This is a genomic window from Huijunlia imazamoxiresistens (genome assembly GCF_037132455.1).
Classification (GTDB): Bacteria; Bacteroidota; Bacteroidia; order Chitinophagales; family Chitinophagaceae; genus Flavisolibacter; species Flavisolibacter imazamoxiresistens.
Genome location: NZ_JBBBEI010000026.1, coordinates 1 through 18,941, shown reverse-complemented (window position 1 = coordinate 18,941; position 18,941 = coordinate 1). Strand labels below are relative to the sequence as shown.

General features: G+C 41.9%; 9 protein-coding genes and 1 pseudogene. 7 read left to right on the top strand and 3 right to left on the bottom strand.

The window, feature by feature from the left end; all coding sequences use genetic code 11:
- Nucleotides 1-226: 226 nt before the first annotated feature.
- The 6 genes from V9K67_RS22320 (at nt 227) to V9K67_RS22295 (ending at nt 14,029) form a co-directional block, all read left to right on the top strand.
- Entirely contained in the window at nt 227-3,376 is a 3,150-nt protein-coding gene (locus V9K67_RS22320; RefSeq protein WP_336726437.1) for a BPTD_3080 family restriction endonuclease, read from the top strand.
- A gap of 21 nt (nt 3,377-3,397) precedes the next feature.
- Entirely contained in the window at nt 3,398-5,323 is a 1,926-nt protein-coding gene (locus V9K67_RS22315) for a DUF262 domain-containing protein (protein ID WP_336726436.1), read from the top strand.
- A complete protein-coding gene (locus tag V9K67_RS22310; protein WP_336726435.1) occupies nt 5,320-7,881 on the top strand; it encodes a site-specific DNA-methyltransferase in 2,562 nt (853 codons plus the stop codon). Before V9K67_RS22315 ends, V9K67_RS22310 begins: the two co-directional genes overlap by 4 nt.
- Before the next feature lie 39 nt (nt 7,882-7,920).
- Nucleotides 7,921-8,721, top strand: coding sequence for a hypothetical protein (locus V9K67_RS22305; protein WP_336726434.1), 801 nt, complete (start codon nt 7,921-7,923; stop codon nt 8,719-8,721).
- A 69-nt stretch (nt 8,722-8,790) separates the two neighbouring features.
- Nucleotides 8,791-13,224, top strand: a complete 4,434-nt coding sequence (locus V9K67_RS22300) for a DEAD/DEAH box helicase (RefSeq protein WP_336726433.1) — start codon at nt 8,791-8,793, stop codon at nt 13,222-13,224.
- The gene (locus tag V9K67_RS22295) at nt 13,193-14,029 is read left to right on the top strand and encodes a hypothetical protein (protein ID WP_336726432.1); all 837 of its coding nucleotides are present in this window, start codon (nt 13,193-13,195) and stop codon (nt 14,027-14,029) included. The genes V9K67_RS22300 and V9K67_RS22295 overlap by 32 nt, the downstream gene beginning before the upstream one ends.
- 566 nt (nt 14,030-14,595) lie before the next feature.
- Here V9K67_RS22295 and V9K67_RS22290 read toward each other — a convergent pair.
- Genes V9K67_RS22290 through V9K67_RS22280 form a run of 3 tightly spaced genes read right to left on the bottom strand, consistent with a single transcriptional unit; the run spans nt 14,596 to nt 17,688 of the window.
- Nucleotides 14,596-15,417: a hypothetical protein gene (locus tag V9K67_RS22290; protein ID WP_336726430.1), complete on the bottom strand. Its 822-nt coding sequence runs from the start codon at nt 15,415-15,417 to the stop codon at nt 14,596-14,598.
- A gap of 45 nt (nt 15,418-15,462) precedes the next feature.
- A complete protein-coding gene (locus tag V9K67_RS22285) occupies nt 15,463-16,533 on the bottom strand; it encodes a hypothetical protein (protein ID WP_336726429.1) in 1,071 nt (356 codons plus the stop codon).
- Between the two features lie 27 nt (nt 16,534-16,560).
- The gene (locus tag V9K67_RS22280) at nt 16,561-17,688 is read right to left on the bottom strand and encodes a hypothetical protein (protein ID WP_336726426.1); all 1,128 of its coding nucleotides are present in this window, start codon (nt 17,686-17,688) and stop codon (nt 16,561-16,563) included.
- A 399-nt stretch (nt 17,689-18,087) separates the two neighbouring features.
- On the opposite strand from V9K67_RS22280, the pseudogene tnpB reads away from it, so the two are divergent.
- Nucleotides 18,088-18,375: pseudogene (tnpB, locus tag V9K67_RS27215) on the top strand (IS66 family insertion sequence element accessory protein TnpB); the annotation flags it as partial.
- Nucleotides 18,376-18,941 lie beyond the last annotated feature (566 nt).

Below are 18,941 nucleotides of genomic sequence, written 5' to 3'. Positions count from 1 at the left end.
TATACCGCTCCTCAGCCATATAAAAAGTCTCTAATTCTATATAGACATAAAAGCTCTGCTACGTAAAAGAATTGTCAACCAAAACTCTGGAATACCTTCCCTTCACCTTAGGAGCATGGATTTATACCCTTATAAATAAAATAAATGTTAAATAGGATGTTAAATTGGCTTTTTATTTATTTTCCTTTTTTTTAAATTAGCCACTTTAACCATTACTAATTGATTCATGCTTGGAGATACACCTATTCTCAATAATCCTTACCTAGAGCCGAAACTTCACTATGCCACAGATGCTGAAGGCTGCTTAAATTACCAAGATATACGATCTGGTCGCCGGATGTTCACGCCCGGAATCCAAGTCATACCTCAGAAACAAGGTACCCAACCCTCCATATTTGATGTAAATGAAGATGGGGAACAGTATGGTACCCATATTATTAATCTAATCCGTAAAGAAGTAGGCAAATGGAGGGCTGAGGAGTATCCCAATACAACGCGCATTACCAAAGAACTATTGGAATATTGGTTTTTAAACCCGGAAAGGCCTCCCTATAAAAAGCTATTCTTTGCACAACAGGAAGCCGTGGAAACAGCCATTTGGCTGAACGAGGTGTCCGAACGTTCCAATGCCGGCAACCATATTTTAAACTTATTAAAGGAAGGTCATCAAACAGTTTCGGAGAACTTGGAAAACCAGTTGCCTCGCATTGCCTTTAAAATGGCTACTGGAAGCGGAAAAACCGTGGTCATGGCCTGCCTGCTACTCTACCATTATTTCAACAGGCAGGAATACCGCAGCGACATACGGTTTGTCGATTGCTTTTTGCTGGTGGCTCCAGGCATAACCATTAAAGACCGCCTGGGTGTATTGTTTGTTGATACGGTTACGCAGAACCCAAAGGATATTAACGACTACTACCGACAGCGCAGCCTTGTACCTCAAAAGTACCTCCACTCCTTAGAGGGCCTTAATGCAAAACTAGTTATCTCCAACTACCACCAGTTTGAGCCCAAAACCTTGCAGGGGAATAAGAGAAGCCCTTTCGACGGTAAGTTGGGCGAGGATGGTAAAAAGCAGGAGGCCAAGGAAGACTTTACCCAGGTAATCAAAAGGCTACTGAGTAAATTCAAAACCGGCAGCCGACTGCTGGTCATAAACGATGAAGCCCATCACTGCTATTTGCCGCTGGAAAAAGGCAAAAATACGGAAGATGAGAACTCGGCCGAGGAGAATGAACGGGCTGCAGTATGGTTTACCGGCTTAAAAGAGATGAGCAAACGTTTCCAGTTAAAAAGCGTTTATGACCTGTCGGCCACTCCTTATTACCTCAATGGCTCCGGCTATACCCCATATTCCCTGTTTCCCTGGGTAGTAACTGATTTTGGATTAACAGAAGCAATAGAAAGCGGACTGGTAAAAATTCCCTTCCTCCCGGAAAGCGACAATACGCAGGAGCTTACCATGCCTGTTTTGCGAAACCTCTACGAGCACGTACGAAGCGAACTTCCTAAGAAAGGCCAAACCAAGCAAAAAAAGGAAGCAAAGGAAAAAGGCGAAAAGCTAACTGAAGCTCCGCCTAAATTGCCCAAAACGGTTATAGCCGCCCTGGAACAGTTTGTTGACCACTACAACCGCTATGACAAAGGCATACGGGAAGCTGGTGAAGGGAGAGCCAACCTGTTTACCGAGCCCCCTGTATTCATTGCCGTTTGCAACAATACTTCCGTTTCCAAGGAACTATATAAATACATTGCTGGCTACGAATTTGAGGATGCCAAAGGGAACAGGATCGTTGTGACGGGCAAGTATGATGTTTTTTCCAACTACAATCCCCAAACCCTGCAGCCCTACAGGAAGCCGCCTACCCTGCTCATTGACAGCGATGCGTTGGAAAACAGCAACCAGGTAAATGATGATTTCAAAAAGGTTTTTGCCCCAGAAATAGAAAAGTTCAAGCAGGATTACCGCATTATGCACCCAGACAGGTCTGTTGAAAACATTAGCGATGCCGACATTTTGCGGGAAGTGGTGAATACCGTGGGGAAGCAAAGTGCTTTGGGTTCGCACATCCGCTGCGTGGTATCAGTATCCATGCTCACTGAAGGTTGGGACGCCAACACGGTCACCCACATTATGGGTCTCAGGGCCTTTGGCTCGCAGTTGCTGTGCGAACAAGTGGCCGGAAGAGCGTTGCGCCGCAAAAGTTATGTGATACAGCCCTATAATAAGGATGGAAACATCATTCAGCAGAAAGACCTTCACCGCTATAAAGAAGAAAATATTACCTGGAAGTTTCCGCCGGAGTATGCTCATATCATTGGAGTTCCTTTCAAGTTATTCAAAGGAGGCAGCGTCAGACCGGATCCCCCGCAAGACTTCACGCATATCGAAGCCATACCCAAAAGACAGGCAGAACATGAAATAACCTTTCCCAATGTGCAAGGTTACCGGATAGAAATAGCTGAAGGCAACTTGGAAGCCGATTTCAGCAGCCGCCCGAATTTTGAGCTGGATTTTACAAAGGTTGCTGTAAAAACCGTGATGGCCAATGCCATGAGCAAGACGACGGACGTGATGGAGGTTCGGTCACACAAGGAATTGAGAGACGCACAGGTGATCTTCCAGCTTACAAGGTACTTAATTAACTGGCACTTTTCGGATGAAGAACGAAATCCGCAGTTCCAAAAGTTTAATAAGCTAAAGAAAATTGTTGAGGAGTGGTATCATACAAAACTTGTAGTAGTAGGAGACACGGATCAGGATTTAAAGCGCCTGGTGATCTATTGGGGAGAGCAAACAGTTGCCGATGATATTAACTACGGCATATTGGCCCAACAACGGGGAAGGGATAAAATATTGCCGGTGCTGAATTATTACAATCCGTTCGGCAGCACAAAGTATGTAAACGGGAATACCACCAAACCCGTATACGCCACCCTGAAAAGCCATGTCAACTACGTAGTGGCCGATACGGAAAGCTGGGAACAGATCTGTGCCAAAACCCTAGAGGAGCTTCCGCAAGTGACCAGTTATGTAAAGAATGCTTTCCTCGGTTTTACCATACCTTATGCGGGGCAGGGAAAGGACAGGCTTTACTATCCTGACTTTATTGCCACCTGCAATGCAGGCAATGGCAAGCAGGTAAACCTGATTATTGAGGTAACGGGGATGAACAAGGATAAGCAGGACAAGAAATGGTATGTGGAGCACCGGTGGCTGCCTGCCGTAAATGGGATAAGGGAAAAATACGGAATGAACGAATGGCATTTTATTGAGGTCTCCAATGATATACGTAATATCAAACAACAATTGTCAAACAAAATAAATTCAATCATCGAAAATCCATCGCAGCCGGGAACAGAACCGAGGGATTAATAAAAACAACCATCACTGCTTATGAAATCTATCCAGGAAGTTTTTGAAAACGCGCTATTCCGGATTCCAGATTACCAACGGGGTTATTCATGGAAAGACACCCATTTGGATGACTTTTGGCAAGACCTTAAAAATTTAAGAGAAGATCATTTTCACTATACAGGTGCATTAACACTGGAAAGGCCTGCTGGGCAGAACCTGAAAAAATGGAAAGGTGACGAGTGGATAATCACTTCTGGAAGCATTAAACCTTTTTATATTGTAGATGGACAGCAAAGAATTACTACCATAGTAATACTTCTGAACATTTTGATTGAACGATTGGAAGATGAAGAACAGTACCTCTATCAAAGTAAAACAGATCTTATTGCCAAATTCATTTACAAAAGAAACGAGAAAAACAAATTACAATCTTTCATATTTGGCTATGAAGTGGATGACCCAAGCTATGAATACCTGAAAACAGAAATATTTAAGCAGGAAAGCTCCGAAGCTGCTAATCAGCCGGAAACAACCTATACAAACAACCTCATGCTGGCTGATAACTTTTTCCGGGAAAGGCTTAAAGGATGGGGCTTGCAGGAAAAGGAAAACTTGTTTAAAAAAGTAACACAACAGCTAAAATTTGATCTGAAGATCATTGAGAACGACCTGGACATTTTTGTTGTATTTGAAACAATGAACAATCGGGGCAAACCGCTCACCAACCTGGAAAAGCTGAAAAATAGATTAATTTACCTCACCACGTTAATGCATGAAAGCGACTACCAGGAGAAAAACCAGCTTCGAAAGGAAATAAACGACGTGTGGAAAACTTGCTATGAGTTCTTGGGTAAAAACAAAAAAAGTCCTCAAATTGATGACATTTTTTTAAGAAATCACTTTATAGTCTACCATTACTTTGAAAAGACAAAAGACTTTCCGAATCTTCAGATATTTAAGGAAATATACACCGTCCAAAATACAGTTATTGAAAAACCCAATGTCAGCTTTAAAGTTGTACGCAAATACATAAGGAGCCTTCAGAAGGCATCACAGCTTTGGTATGCTATCAATAATCCTAAACATGCACTCCAATACGAATTTATCTCTGAGGAAGAAGCCTATTGGCTGAGTAAGCTAAACCATTTGGCATTTAAGGCATTTAGTTCCCTGACGCTTTCTGTTTTTATGAGTACAGAGGATACTTGTGCCCGGGTTGAGTTTCTAAAAAGCATGGAATCCTTTATTTTCCTAAACTTTCATTGTGCCGGACGAAGGAGCACCCTTGGAACCTCAAACTTTGCTCACAAAGCAAACCAATTATATAATAAGACGGATGGTTTAACTGTGGATGATTTAATTCATGAATTGAGGGATTGGACATACGGAAATGAGGAAAGCTATGGTTATTATACGAATGAGCGGTTTGTTTTAACAATCAAAGACCTTTTTTCCAACTCAAAGAAAAACGGGTATTATGACTGGTCGGGGTTGAAATACTTGCTTTTTGAGTATGAGGAACATTTGCAGGGCGAAGAACCTCAAAAGGTAAAATGGTCCACGCCCAATTCTATTGAACACATTTTTCCTCAGAATGATGCAGATCCTGCCTGGAAAGAAAACTTTAAAAATTTCACACCCAAGCAAAGGAAAATACTAAGTAACTCTTTAGGTAATCTTATCTTACTAAGAGGCTCAAAAAACAGTGAGCTTTCAAACAAGGCTTTCGCGTTTAAGAAGAAGCATTCAAGCGCTAAAGGTGGCATGAATGGTTATATTAATGGATCCCACAGCGAGATACAGGTTGCACAAAATAAAGACTGGAATGCCAAAACCATCTATAAACGGGGCGTAAGCATTTTAAACTTCCTGCAGCAAAGGTGGGGGGTCGCCCTTACTACATCTGAAATAAGATATCTTTTATTGGCCGACGAAGTGTTAATTGAAAAAGTGAAATCTATATGAGCAAGATTGATTCTATAAAATATAAATCCGACAAGCGCGCCCATATCCCGAGCAAGGAAGAAGCAGGTATGGAAAATGCCAACCTCCATGCAAAGCAAGGCACGGCCCAGTACCCCCTAAACCCGGTAGTGCACCGTGGCCAAGACCCGGAATTGCTTTGGCTGAACAAATATGGTAATGATAACCGCGAAGAACTGCTGAAGGTCGATATCCGCAGCCTGTACCGCCATGAACACATCAGCCCGGAACTGCTGATCAACAACCTGTACAAAATAAAAGAAGGCCACGGCAGCCAGTTGGACATGTTTTCCATTTTTGGTAATACTCTGCAAATGGACATACTCGAAAAAGTTCCAGATTACTACAAATACAGCGATGACTGGAAGAATCGCCTAATACAAGGCGATAGCCTTTTGGTCATGGCCTCTTTACTGGAAAGGGAAGGCATGGCAGGTAAAGTGCAGACAATTTATATGGACCCTCCGTATGGAATAAAATACGGCAGCAATTGGCAGATGAAGCTCAACAGTCGCGATGTAAAAGACGGAAGTGACGACCACCTGACCGGCGAGCCTGAAATGATCAAAGCTTTCCGTGATACTTGGGAGTTGGGAATTCACTCCTACCTTTCCTACTTGCGTGACCGTTTATTGGCAGCCAAAGAATTGCTGACTGAAAGCGGTAGTTGCTTTGTGCAAATAAGTGATGAGAACGCCCATCTTGTAAGGAATCTGATGGATGAGGTTTTCGGAAGTGAAAACTTTGTTTCTGCTATAAAGTATACAAAAACTGCTTCGCAAACCGACCGGCTGTTAGCCAGTGTATCTGATACAATATTGTGGTTTTCGAAAAATAAAGAAGTAGTGAAGTTTAGAGCATTATTCCATGAGAAGAATGCAAGTGATTTTTCAAGCGCCTCACTGTACAATGCTTTAAAATTTCCAGATGGTACTTGGAGAAGAATGACCGCCGAGGAAAAAGCCAATCAACAGAAAATCCCCAAAGGTGCGAAAATCTTTAGAATAGACAACCTAACGTCACAGACGCCCTCAAACACAACTACATATACCTACAACTTTGAAGGCATTGATTATAATCCCGGAAATAGAGGCTGGTCAACCAACATTAACGGAATGAGGAACTTGGAAAAATTAGGGCGATTAATAAAGTCTGGATCTTCATTAGCCTATATACGTTATTTGGACGACTTTCCTGTATACCCTATAACAAATCTTTGGACAGATACAGGTGTAGGCAGTTTCACTGAAAGTAAAGTCTATGTAGTTCAATCAGGTATTAAAGCCGTACAACGCTGCATCCTCATGACTTCTGACCCAGGGGATCTCATTCTCGACCCTACTTGTGGCAGTGGAACATCTGCGTATATAGCCGAACAATGGGGTCGACGCTGGATTACCATTGATACCAGCCGAATTGCACTCAACATTGCCAAAACGAGGCTGATGACCGCTACCTTTCCGTATTACAAGTTATACGATACAGAGGGAAAAGATATCCGACAGGGATTTCATTACAATGCAGTCTCTCGCATTACCTTAAAAAGCCTAGCTAACAACGAACCAGCGGAGAAGCAAACTCTGTATGACAAAGCAGATGTTGACGAAAAGAAGCTAAGGGTAACAGGTCCTTTCACAGTAGAAACTCTGCAAAACTTTGAGCCCGCATCACCAGAGGCATTGGATAAGGATGGCCAGGAAGACGAAAGCATAGAGCATTTTGAAAACCGAATCTTTGAGCACCTGAAAAGCGCTGGTGTAAAAAACGGCATCAAAAATGAAAATGCCATTTTCAAACGGGTGGAACATAAAAGTAACGAATACTTGCATGCAGAAGGTTTCTACAACGATGTCTTGGGTAATGAACGAAAGGCCTATATACACATAGGACCAAAGTTTGGCACGGTCAGCAAAGAAGCGGTTAGCAAGGCAGTAAAGGAATGCCAGATGGCCAGAGATGCGGACTGGCTTATTATTTTGGGATTTAGCTTTGAAAGTGATATACAGAACAGCACGCAAACCACTTCACTAGGCACCTTTGAGGTAACCAAAGTGCGCATGCATGATGACCTCATGCAAGAAGGCTTATTGAAGAAAGACAAAAAAGCTGCCTCATTTGTTACCATTGGCGAACCTGATATTAAGTTAAACAAAGCAGATAGCGCAGTTACAGTGGAAATACAGGGCCTAGACATTTACGATCCTATCAAAGACGAAGTAAAAGGTCGCAGCGTGGCCGACATTGCCTACTGGATGGTAGATGACGATTACGATAGCAGCAACTTTATCGTAAAACAGGTATTCTTCTGCGGCGGCGAAAAAGACGAGTTTGAAAAATGGAAGAAAGGTTTAAGTAGCCTTGCCAAAGAAAGCACCAAGGCAAATCTGCAAAATACCCTGCATATTGAGTTGGACGAAGATGCATTTGACCGGCTCTATGGTTTTAAGTCGCATCCCATAGAGTACAAAAAAGGGAAGAAGATTGCGGTGCGAGTCATCAGCCAGTTTGGAGAGGAAAGCATGAAGGTAATGACAATTTAAACCCCTATTAAAGAACACTTTAATCAAAAAGACTGTTATATGACTCCAAGCCAGGCATATAAATCCGTATTTAATGAGGGCGGAATAAAAAACTTCTTCGACGATTTATCCATAATGGAAATCATCAAAGGAGAAAATACCGACCTCGAAACGGAAGAGATTGCGAAAAGAACCCGGAGCAACCTGAATATTATCGCCAATAACATCCTGCTACTTCAGGAATTTGAAAGCAAAAATATAGAAACTGACTTTGACAGTTTTTTAGTTCGGTCTCTGCACGAAAGCACCCTGCTGAAGTTCCATTCGGTAAGGAAAGATATGTTTCACCTGTTTAACTATTATGACGAAACAGAAGGGAACGGATGCAGCAAAGATTCCTTACTGGCTGAATACCTGGGCCGAAGGTTTAAGGTTTCCCCGGACGAAAAGCAGTTTCTTTCACTCGAATGGTATTCCGTAATCGAGTTGGCCTTATTAAGCATACAGGAGAATATAAACAAGCTTCACTTTTTCTATGGAGCTCCCCTGTGCTTCCAGATAACCGACTACGATCAGAACTTTCAGGTTGATCCTACTCCTCCCTATACCGAGCCTAATAACCTTATTAACTCTAAGATCTTTTTCACGCTTAGCTTTTTACACCTGTTAAACTATATAAATTTTATTGTAAAGTATTCCATTTTAACGCGCTACAAAGACCCCAAATATGTTACAGCCATTAAAGAGTATAAGTCCAACCCTTCATCTTTGGGCAATTTGGACCTATATGATTTCATTTTCATTGACAATTACGAGGACGTAGATTTACTCTTCCAGAACCAGCTGAACAGCCGGCGATAAACTTCGGAAACCTTAACAGGACAGCGTGAAGAAAAGACGTATCCTAAACCTGACCAAAACTAACTGATTATGCAGCTAATTGCTGGAAATATCTTAGACGGACTTCTTGACCAGTTTGAAGAGGGGTCCCATAACCGGGAATATGCCCAATCCTTAACGAAATGGCTTTCCTATTTTGAACTGAAGGGCCCTGACCTGCCCCAACAACCCCGGTCTGCGCAACAGCCTTATGTTAATGTACTAATCAACGCCTTGCAGAGGAGCAGGCCTACTTGGCTGAATGCAAAAGCACTGGAGTTCCTTTGTAATCAGAGTCCTGTATGCCATGTGAATCGGGAAGAGTTCGGTTTGAAGGTAACTTGGGACCCTTGCGTAAAGGAACGAAACAGCGTTCTGCTTGCCTGCCTGCACCCTGTTGACCCCAGAATTACCGCCCTGGACATAACGGCCAACTGGCAGGCCAATGGCTATGCCCTTGGAAGCGCCCAAGAGGAGCAATTCTTCTTCAACGCCTTTCAACGGACCTATGGACTCGCAGGAGATGCATTCCTGCAACTGCTGGCGCCGCAAAGAACCCTTGACAGCATCCTAAAAGATCAGCAGCCTCCTAACCTTCCGCCCCATGTCCGTACCGATTTCAAGCAGCAACGGTCGGATTTTTCCATTGAGTTCCCCTATAGTCAAAACTTCTTGTATAAAGGCGTGGTAGTAGAAGTTGACGGGGGGCAGCACAGTGATGTGCGGCAAATGTACCTCGACGGACAACGAGATGAGGCTCTTGCCCAGATAGGATGGCATAACACCATTCGCATTCCCACGACCAATATCTATAACAGCGCCTACCGGCATACCATAGATACGGTCTTTAGAAATGCCGTTAACAGCCCATATATCGCCACTGTCATCAAAAATTACAGCCAGCCACTGCTCCGCGATCCTTTCAAAAAATCACTTTTGGAGCATGCCCTAGTTCCCTTTGCAATAGCCCGCATACAAAGAACTATTTTGCAGCTTATCGGGCAGGGCTTCTTACGTATGGACGCGGCACAATGGAATATCGCTGTGGTGGAACGCGACATTCCTTGTGCCTGCCTGGCGCTATTGGATCTGCAGGAATCAATGCAGCAGCTTAATATCCTTTCTCCGGACGTCCCGCCCCTACCGGAAATTCAATTGAGCGTCTTTGTTTCCCCGGAATTTAGAGATTCACCCTTTCAGTTTGCCGGCCGAGTGTCTGCTCTTACCGAATTCAACAGCCGCAGTAATTTTGACTGCATCTTAGACATATCGGTTTTACAGCGCCAAGGCATCATTTTCCCAGTAAAAAGCGCCAGCCCGGTTTATTCAATCAGGAGTGTGCATTATTTAGACACAGAGCGAATTATTTTCACCTCCGCTCATATTCCTTATGCGCCCATCGCCGATAAAACCCTCGATGAACGCTGGGAGGTACGTCCCGGAAAAGAGGAAGCACTCACGTACTTCCTGCAAAGCTTTTTCCGCAAAAGCAGCTTCCGGCCCGGGCAGATTCCTATTATTAATAAGGCACTGCAGGGCCGTAGTGTCATTGGGCTTTTACCCACAGGGGGCGGCAAATCCATTACCTACCAACTATCGGCCCTGCTCCAACCTGGCGTATGCCTGGTGATTGACCCTATACGATCGCTCATGAAGGACCAGGTAGATGGGCTCTTGGACAACCAAATAGATGCCGCTGTTTTTATCAATTCTACCTTAAAAGGAAAAGAGAAGGCCGAGGCAATAACAAAGATGGTATCGGGCCAGGCTCATTTCATATTTATATCTCCCGAACGGCTTCAAATGGATGAGTTCAGGGACTTGTTAAAAAAAATGCATCATGACCGCATCTTCTTCAGCTATTGCGTAATTGATGAAGCACACTGTGTATCGGAGTGGGGGCACGACTTCCGTACCGCCTACCTCCGCCTTGGCATAAATGCCTATGCCAACTGCAAAACTGCCTCAAACAACTCTCCAGTACCCTTATTCGGCCTTACCGCAACAGCTTCCTATGACGTATTATCCGATATCCAGAGAGAGCTTTCTGCTTATGGTACTTATAAACTGGATGAAGATTCCTTGGTAAGGTTTGAATCAACGATTCGGCCGGAAATACAGTTTTTGGTGGAAGACATTTCGTTAACGGAAAAATCCTATAAAAACGAATGGGAATTAAAAACGGCCCTCGGAGAAGCTAAGAGGAGGCGGATACATACGATAATGAATGAGTTGCCCAAAACTATGGCAACATTCCTTGATGCCCCTGAAGACCTATTCCCCCAGAAGGATTGGGAGGAAAAGCCGGAGGAAACTGGAAAGAAGCTGGAACAACTCCTACTACCGGATTTCGACACGCAAAGCTTTTATTCATCGCGAAACGGCGGCCTGATCTTCTGTCCTCATAAAGCTGGACCATATGGAATCACCGACCAGTATAAACCCGAGGACAACGGGCGCCCCCAAAGCCTCCAAGGAGTTTTTGACCATGTCAGAAGCCGGAACGGAATTAAAGCCGGCTTTTTCATGGGTGCAGGGGAGGAGCAAGATGAAACAGCGCAGAAAATCATAGAATCCTCCTTGGAAAACCAGACACTGTTTAAAAAGAACCGGTTGAATCTGATGATCGCTACCAAAGCTTTTGGCATGGGTATCGACAAACCAAACATTCGGTACACCATCCACATGAACTATCCCGGCTCCATTGAAAGCTTCGTACAGGAAGCCGGAAGAGCAGGGCGCGACCGTAGCCTGGCTATTTCTTACTTACTGCTGAACAATCAAAAATTTAAGATTGAGAAAACCGGTGAAGAAATTGACCACGATCTTGATGTAAACTTTTATTTCCACAACAACTCGTTCAAAGGCGTGAGCAAGGAAATGGCTGTGCTGGACGAATTGCTTACGGAGATATATTTCCCCGATAGAACGGCTGAGATAGAAAGCCTCATAGCCAAAGAACTGGAAGTGGAAGCCTCTTGTTCCTATTGGGAAGGGAAAGTAAAAAAACTGCTTTTTATCAATAAAGGGTACAGGCAGCCCTACTGCACAATTGACTTGGACCTGTTATCCGGCAACACCAAAGACACAATAGACCCTGGACTGGGAAACAAGATAATTTCTATAGTAACTAACTACATTAGAGGTATGCGATTAAACATGCCGGCTTCGGAATGGATTCAAAAAAGCAACAAGGAGATCGGCATTGAAAAAAGGCTGGAACGACTGAAAACGGGCGAAAAGTTCGATATTCAAATAGGGTTCATCAATAACCAGGTGCAGCGAGTACAGACTTTGACGCAATGGTTACAGGTAGCAGTACACCCTGGCTTTGATACGGAAACCGTTAAAACCCTGCGCCAGAATTGCAACAATGCCGACATTTTCATAGAAAAAATATGCGAAAAGTACAAGCAATTGACAAATGGTCAAACCCTAAACTTTGAAGCCGCTTGTAAAGCGCGGGACAAAGTGAAAAACAACCCTCCGGGGTATGCCTACAGCTTTTTCTGCAACCTGTTTAATGCTTACCGGAATAAGGGGGATACCGAAAAAGCCATCTACCGTCTGACCACTTTAGGAGTGATCGACGACTATACGGTTGACTACAACAGTCGTACCTTTACCTTAGTTGGAACAAAAAGGCCGGACAAAGAATATCAGCAACTGCTGGAGCATTACCTGCAAAAGTTTTATTCCGAAAAGGTGGCCCGGCAACGTCTTAAGGAAGTAGAAAAGACCGAAGAGCCTACCTACATCCGGAAGGGCCTTCATTTCATTGTAGAATTTGTTTACGACACCATAAAAGAGAAAAGAGCCAATGGCATTAAAGAAATGAAAGGCGCCTGCCTAGAAGCGGTAGAGAGGGGTAAAGAAGGCAACCTGTTCCTGAGAGAGTATATCGACCTTTATTTCAACTCCAAATATGCTCGAAGGGGCTATTTCTTTATTAATGAGGACGGCACCGTCCAAGCTTCCTTAACCGATGCAACAAAAGAAGGCATAGCGGCAAATATCAAGACCGTCTGGAACTTTATTCAATATATTGACCAAGACAAAACGGGCACTCCCCTAGAAAACACCAAGCACCTCAGAGGAGCCTGTATACGGATGATAACTAACAATCCCTTCAACTATACATTGCGTCTGCTCAACGCTTTCACCCTCTTCATGCTGGAATACCGTAATAGGCGGTTAATGGAAGAAGCCATAAACCATGTCAGCATCGGCTTTGAACTTATAGAAAAAGAGGAGAACCCTTCAGACAAAGAATTAGAGAAGACATTTGAGAAATACTACAAACTTATAACCACAAAGAACGAGGCCCTCGTGGAAAGCCTGAAAAAGGCAAATATCCAGTTTGACTTTGAAATCATCATGATATCAAGGACCCTAAATAAATTGCGCACTATCAACAAATCACTTAAATCATTAAATAAAACCCTGGAATTACATGGCAACGAACGTACTAAGCCAATTAACTGAAGAGTTATCGCTTCTTGAGCAGGAGCTCGCAGACTTTAAAACAGCAGTAGGCTACCTGAAAGGGGCAAAAGACCATGTGAAAACTGCTGTAGAGGCGGTAAATAAAGCGGAGAATTATCATTTAACGAACTTGGCGACTATTGAAAAAGCATATGCCGGGCTAGACAAGGTAGTGGCAACTATTGACAACCTGAATAACAAAATAGAAACGGTAGACTTTCCTGCACGGCTCACATCAATAGAAACCAACTTGACCCAGGTAGTAAAAAGTATTGATGAGGCCACCAAAACCACATTGGTCCAACTTCAGAAAGCTTCTGAAAGTATTACAAAAGCAGACTTTGATACCAAATTCAGCAGATTGGATTCGGTTGTAAACACCTCCATTACCAGCGCCCGGAAAGCTGTCGATGATACCCACAAGCTATCTACCGCCCAGGTGGTAAAGCTGGAAAAATCTATCGAGGCACTCGAATCATCTCAAATAAAAATATCAAAAGACCAGATGGTATTTTTCAACAACCTAAACCTGCACAACCGTTTTGAAAAGCTGGACACAACTATTACAGCCATCATTACAACGGTGCAGGGAATACAAGGAAGACTTGACCTGATAGAAAGAAACATTAAGGACAAAATAGCAGAAGTTCAGGAGCAAAGCAGGCGAGAGCTGGAAAAATCAGTTCAATACCTACAAGCTGAAATAAAAAAGCAAGGGAATAAGAGCCAGACAAACGCTTACATCATTATGGTTCTAACAGTAATTATTGGCATATGCGCCATAATTTTAGGGAATCATAAATAGTTCTATTCACTACTCCGGTACCCTTCGAAAATATGGTAAAGGTTAAAAAGAAATTTTCAATACGAAAAAAATGTATTTGAAATGATTTCGGCACATACATACCTTAAAGGTTAACGGAGTAGTAGAATTAAACAGATGATCAATGCTATTATAAGAATGATTATCCCGAAAACGTAAACTTTACTAATAGATAAGTCTTTACTATTAATTTGCTCAAGATACCCTTCGGCATAATTATGCAGATAAGTATCTCCCATGCAGTCAGAATCGGAGGAAGATAGCTCATCCATTATACTTTCAAAGAGCCATTTCGCTCTTCGAAAGTTTCCTTTTTCAAAATGCATTTTAGCCCTATTGTATTTGTTAATCAGGTTAGAATGTTGCATTATAAATTATCGCTTAGGTGAAGTAAAAAAAGGAGGTCTATGCAAGTAGAAATATTTTGAATAAAAAAGGCTATGATGAGCACATAGCCTAAAAGGAGTTAAATTACTTTAGTCCAGTAATACAGTTCAATAGGCTTACTTGTAAGCCTACCAACTAATTTTTAAATCGTTTGAAAAAATTTAATGCAAACATGTACCACATGGTTTGAAGCCTAGCTGTTCTAACAAAGTACCTTTAAACTCCATATTTGGATTATACTTAACTCTATAATATTCCACTAACCTTTCCTTAACTGGCGTCTTAAATTTTAGCTCGTAAGCCTTAAGAAAAGATTTTAGTTGTTCATCTTTCAATCCCGATCTATTGTTTTTTATCTCTCCGTCAACAAACGCCAAGAAGGTCCATTTTTGATATCTATATATTAAATCCCTAAGATTTGGATTATCATTAAAATAATTATCACATTCTAAAAGTAAACCATCTATCTCGCATTCTAACTCTGCCAAAGAATAATCCTTTTTAAGTTCGGCCCCTGAGTTTGAATAATCAATTGTCTGGGGCACTATTACTCCAACATAGGGAAACTTCAATTGAAGTTTGAAAATGTAGTCCTTTGGATCGTCAAAGTTGAACTGCGTGTTATTATACCAAGTTCGAAACTTTATTACTTCCTCCACCCCCTTCTCTCTAATTATTGAAGGAACTTCAATGTTCCTAAAATTTGAATGTAATCTATCACATGTATTGTCTCTATGGTATGCGGGTTGATTTTCAGGAAAAACATAGCGATAGGTATCCTTCACCACTATTGGCTGGTAATACTCTGTAATAAACTTTTCTAGGTCTTTAAAAAGTTCACGAATACCTTTCAAGTTTGCACTTTCGCGCCTACTCAGAAAATAAATATCTCTTTTATAAATTTTCTCGGCAACGCTATCTAACGTAAACTCATCAAGCTTTTTAATTAGCTTTTTTGAATTTGATACTGTTATATATGCCATATTAAAAAGCTCTACAAATCATGAAGCTTAAAACTATTTACTTGGTCAATTCTTCAAAATATCATCAATTTGCTGTTGGGAAACCGAAAGTGCATTCTCCCTAGAAAAAAAGAAGCCATCCTCTACATTTTTTACATTCATTGCTCCTAACCATCCTGCCCACCATTTTTCCAAAACTAATTTATCACAATTATTTTCTCCCTTCCGTATGTTTACTTCTAATAGATAAACTTCTAAGTCAGCATATTCTTTATCCATTGTCGCCGCAGGGAACTTTAGCTCAAATCTGCTATTTAAACAGAATTCCTTTCTCGCTTTAGCACTTGGAGATACAGAAATAATACTTCCATTTGGTCCATTAAGCTCTAAATAGCCATCAGTTATGATAAATAAAATATTACGGAAGCGATCTGCCAACGTTGAACGCTTTACACGCCGCGGTAATACATCACTAAAGTAGTTAACGTAGTCAGCGCCTGTCACTTTCTGCTGTAAGGCAGTGTTATATAACCTTGCTATGTTTGAGCTAAACCTATCACCCGCCTTTTTAAAGTATTGTCGATTATTTCCCTTATTCTTTGATAAATCGAAAACCAAATCATCAGCAATTGCCTGAAAAGAACCTTGAGCTTGGCCATTATCCGACACATCTACCAATAAAAAGTCTTTTGAATCATTCTTACGCTTTGTTTTTTCTTGGAATGAATGATATATATGATTTAGGAGAGAAGTATCATGACTAACTTGTCCAGGATTACTTTCAGCATCTTTAATACGGTAAGAAAGATCAGGAACCAAAACAATATTTAAATTTTCTGTCCTTGGAGGTAACCAAGACATAATTTCCTTTTCCTCCTTTTTCCGCAGCCTAAATGAATTTAATTTTTCAATCACTTGATTAAAGTACTCACTCTGCTTCCTTGCTTCTGGATCTAGGTCAACAAGGTCCCGGTTGTATTTCTCCCAGTTTGCCTTTACGGATGCTACATCCGTACAATGAGCCAACTCCTCCATTGCAACGGCTTCCTCAGATGGACGCAATATTGCAAAAATGAAAAATCCAAAAACAAGAATGAATACACCAAATAAGTACAGAACTCTCCTTTTGCTTTGCATAGGGTAAATTATTAAAAAGGAAATTGATTAGTTAAGCGATTCAAGTTGTGAAATCTTAATAGCCAGCCATTCTTCTTTTTTGCCGTCAGCTTCTGATAACAGCGTTTCTGCACTCTCATTATACATCATGTTGGTGAAGGCACTCCATCCTCCCATAAACTCACCCACATTTGCTTTTAACGCAGGCACATTTACAATTACCTTTCCATTCTCAAAGTCTTCAATATCCTTAGATACCCTTTTGATGTTGTTATCGCATATAAGCAGTTTACCTTCATTTTCATCTATTAGAATACTTAGCTCTTTAATCTTATTTTTTACCCTTACGACCATACTATCCGGCTGAATTTCCTTCCATTTGTTTAAAGTGTAGTTGAGTAGAACGCCCCACATTACATAACAAACAAAACCAGAAGCCAATACGAGGTAAAAATTCAAGTCAGCGTACACCATATTAAATTGCCAAGTAGTCTCTGTTGCACCTGCATTATAGGCGTTTAAATGAATGTTTTCAGAAATTTTATAGCCAATTATAGCGTCTAAGCAAAATGTAAAGAGAAGCAGTACCGCAATAAAAAAATATTTCTTTTTTTCAATAGCATCATGAATCAGGAAGCCTAGGCTTAGAAATATTGTGGGAAATAAAACTGTAAGTACCACCACAAACCCACCCTTATTAAAGGCAGCTGAAAGGGCAGAAAAAACACCTGCAAATCCATGTGTTCCTGGCTTTACTCCATTTAGAGCGGCATAACCACTGGCTGCATAAAATGTCCACAGGTAAAAGGAAAGCAAAACTGTAATAAAACTCGCGATTACAAAAGAAAGGTAATCAGGTATTCCTTTCCCTGCCTCTATCTTTTGAATCTGCCCTTTTAAATCTTCAATTTCACTACGATGCGTTTTATTTTCCGCATCCAGCCTTTTTTTCGTATTATTTTCAGCGAGTAAATTGTCCTTAAGTTGTCCAATCTTTTTGGCAATAGTCCCTTTGTCCTCGCTAGCGCGTTCGACAATACGTAAGTAGAGAATTTCTAAGTAATTTTTTAGCTGAACGGAGTTGGAACTTGCATCCTTAGCTGCTTCTTTTCCAAATTGTTCATAGGTGATATTTTCGCTACTAGGGCGAAAAGTAACATTAGGTGTAGTTTGCATATTACACAGTTAGTTGGTTGGTCAATAAGACCAAATATAAAAAACTTTTTTATAACTATAGCTTTATCAATAGTTTTTCCGTTTTAAGGGCATAGAAGCCTTACCTTTTTCCAAGGTTGTAGTTTGGCCCACAAATCAATAACCTGCAAGACACATTATTAAATTCCATAAAATAAGTGGATTCCCTATTACTGCATGCGGCAAAATCAAAATCAGCCGTCCGCTTCTCCTTTCCTTCCCTTGCACATACAGGCTTCTGCTAGCATTCCCTTTGCCGAACTGATTCTGCCCTCAGGCAAACCCTTGGTGCTGCATGAGCCGGCGGATGCCCACACGCTGCTCGCCCTTTTGCAATGAGCCCTCCATGCTGCACCTCTCTCCCACTGCCGATACTTTTTATATACCGGGCCCTGCGATATGCGACGGGGCTTCGATAGCCTCTGTGGCATCATTCAAACGGCCATGCATCAAAACCCGCTTAGCCAACAGATTTTCATCTTTCTTAACAAACGCCCCAACCACATAAATTTACTTCTTTGGGAGGGCGATGGCTTTTCTATGTATCACAAGCGCTTGGAGAGGGGCACCTTTGAACTGCCCGCCTTTACTCCCGGACAAATCCCCTCCACCCTCAGCACAGAACAGCTGCTGCTGATGCTCAAAGGCATTTCCCTAGGCCACATTTAAAGGAGGACGCGCTATGTGCACCCTTAAATATTAACAAATAAACTCATTCATATAAGGGATAATGCATCAATTTTGCAGCCTGCTTCCACATGAAAGACCAGGATCCCATAGATTACAAAGCCCTCTACGAACAGACACTGCTCCAGGTAACGGTGCTAAAGCATCAGCTCGATGAATTTAAGCGCCTGATCTACTGTAGCCGCAAGGAGCGCCTTGTTCCCTCCAGCTCCTCGGTGCAACTCTCTCTGGACCTTGCAGCGGAAGCTACCCAACGGCCTCAAAGCACGGTTTAGAAAAATCCAGTAGTACAAAACATTTAATACTGCCGTACCAAGCCCTTCAGTCAGCCCACTAAACTTAGAGCCCTTGGCATGGTCGAGAAACCATTTCTTTAGCTATTAACTAACAGGCAGGAGCAACCAGAATGATAAAGAACTACTATTGTACTGCTGAACAAACTAAAAAAGGATATTGTAATATCAATACCAGTCATGAGTGTCCGGTAAATTTTATGGTCAGTTCTTTGAAATGCTTTAGGGACAAGGGTTTGAAGGGTGTTGGCAACG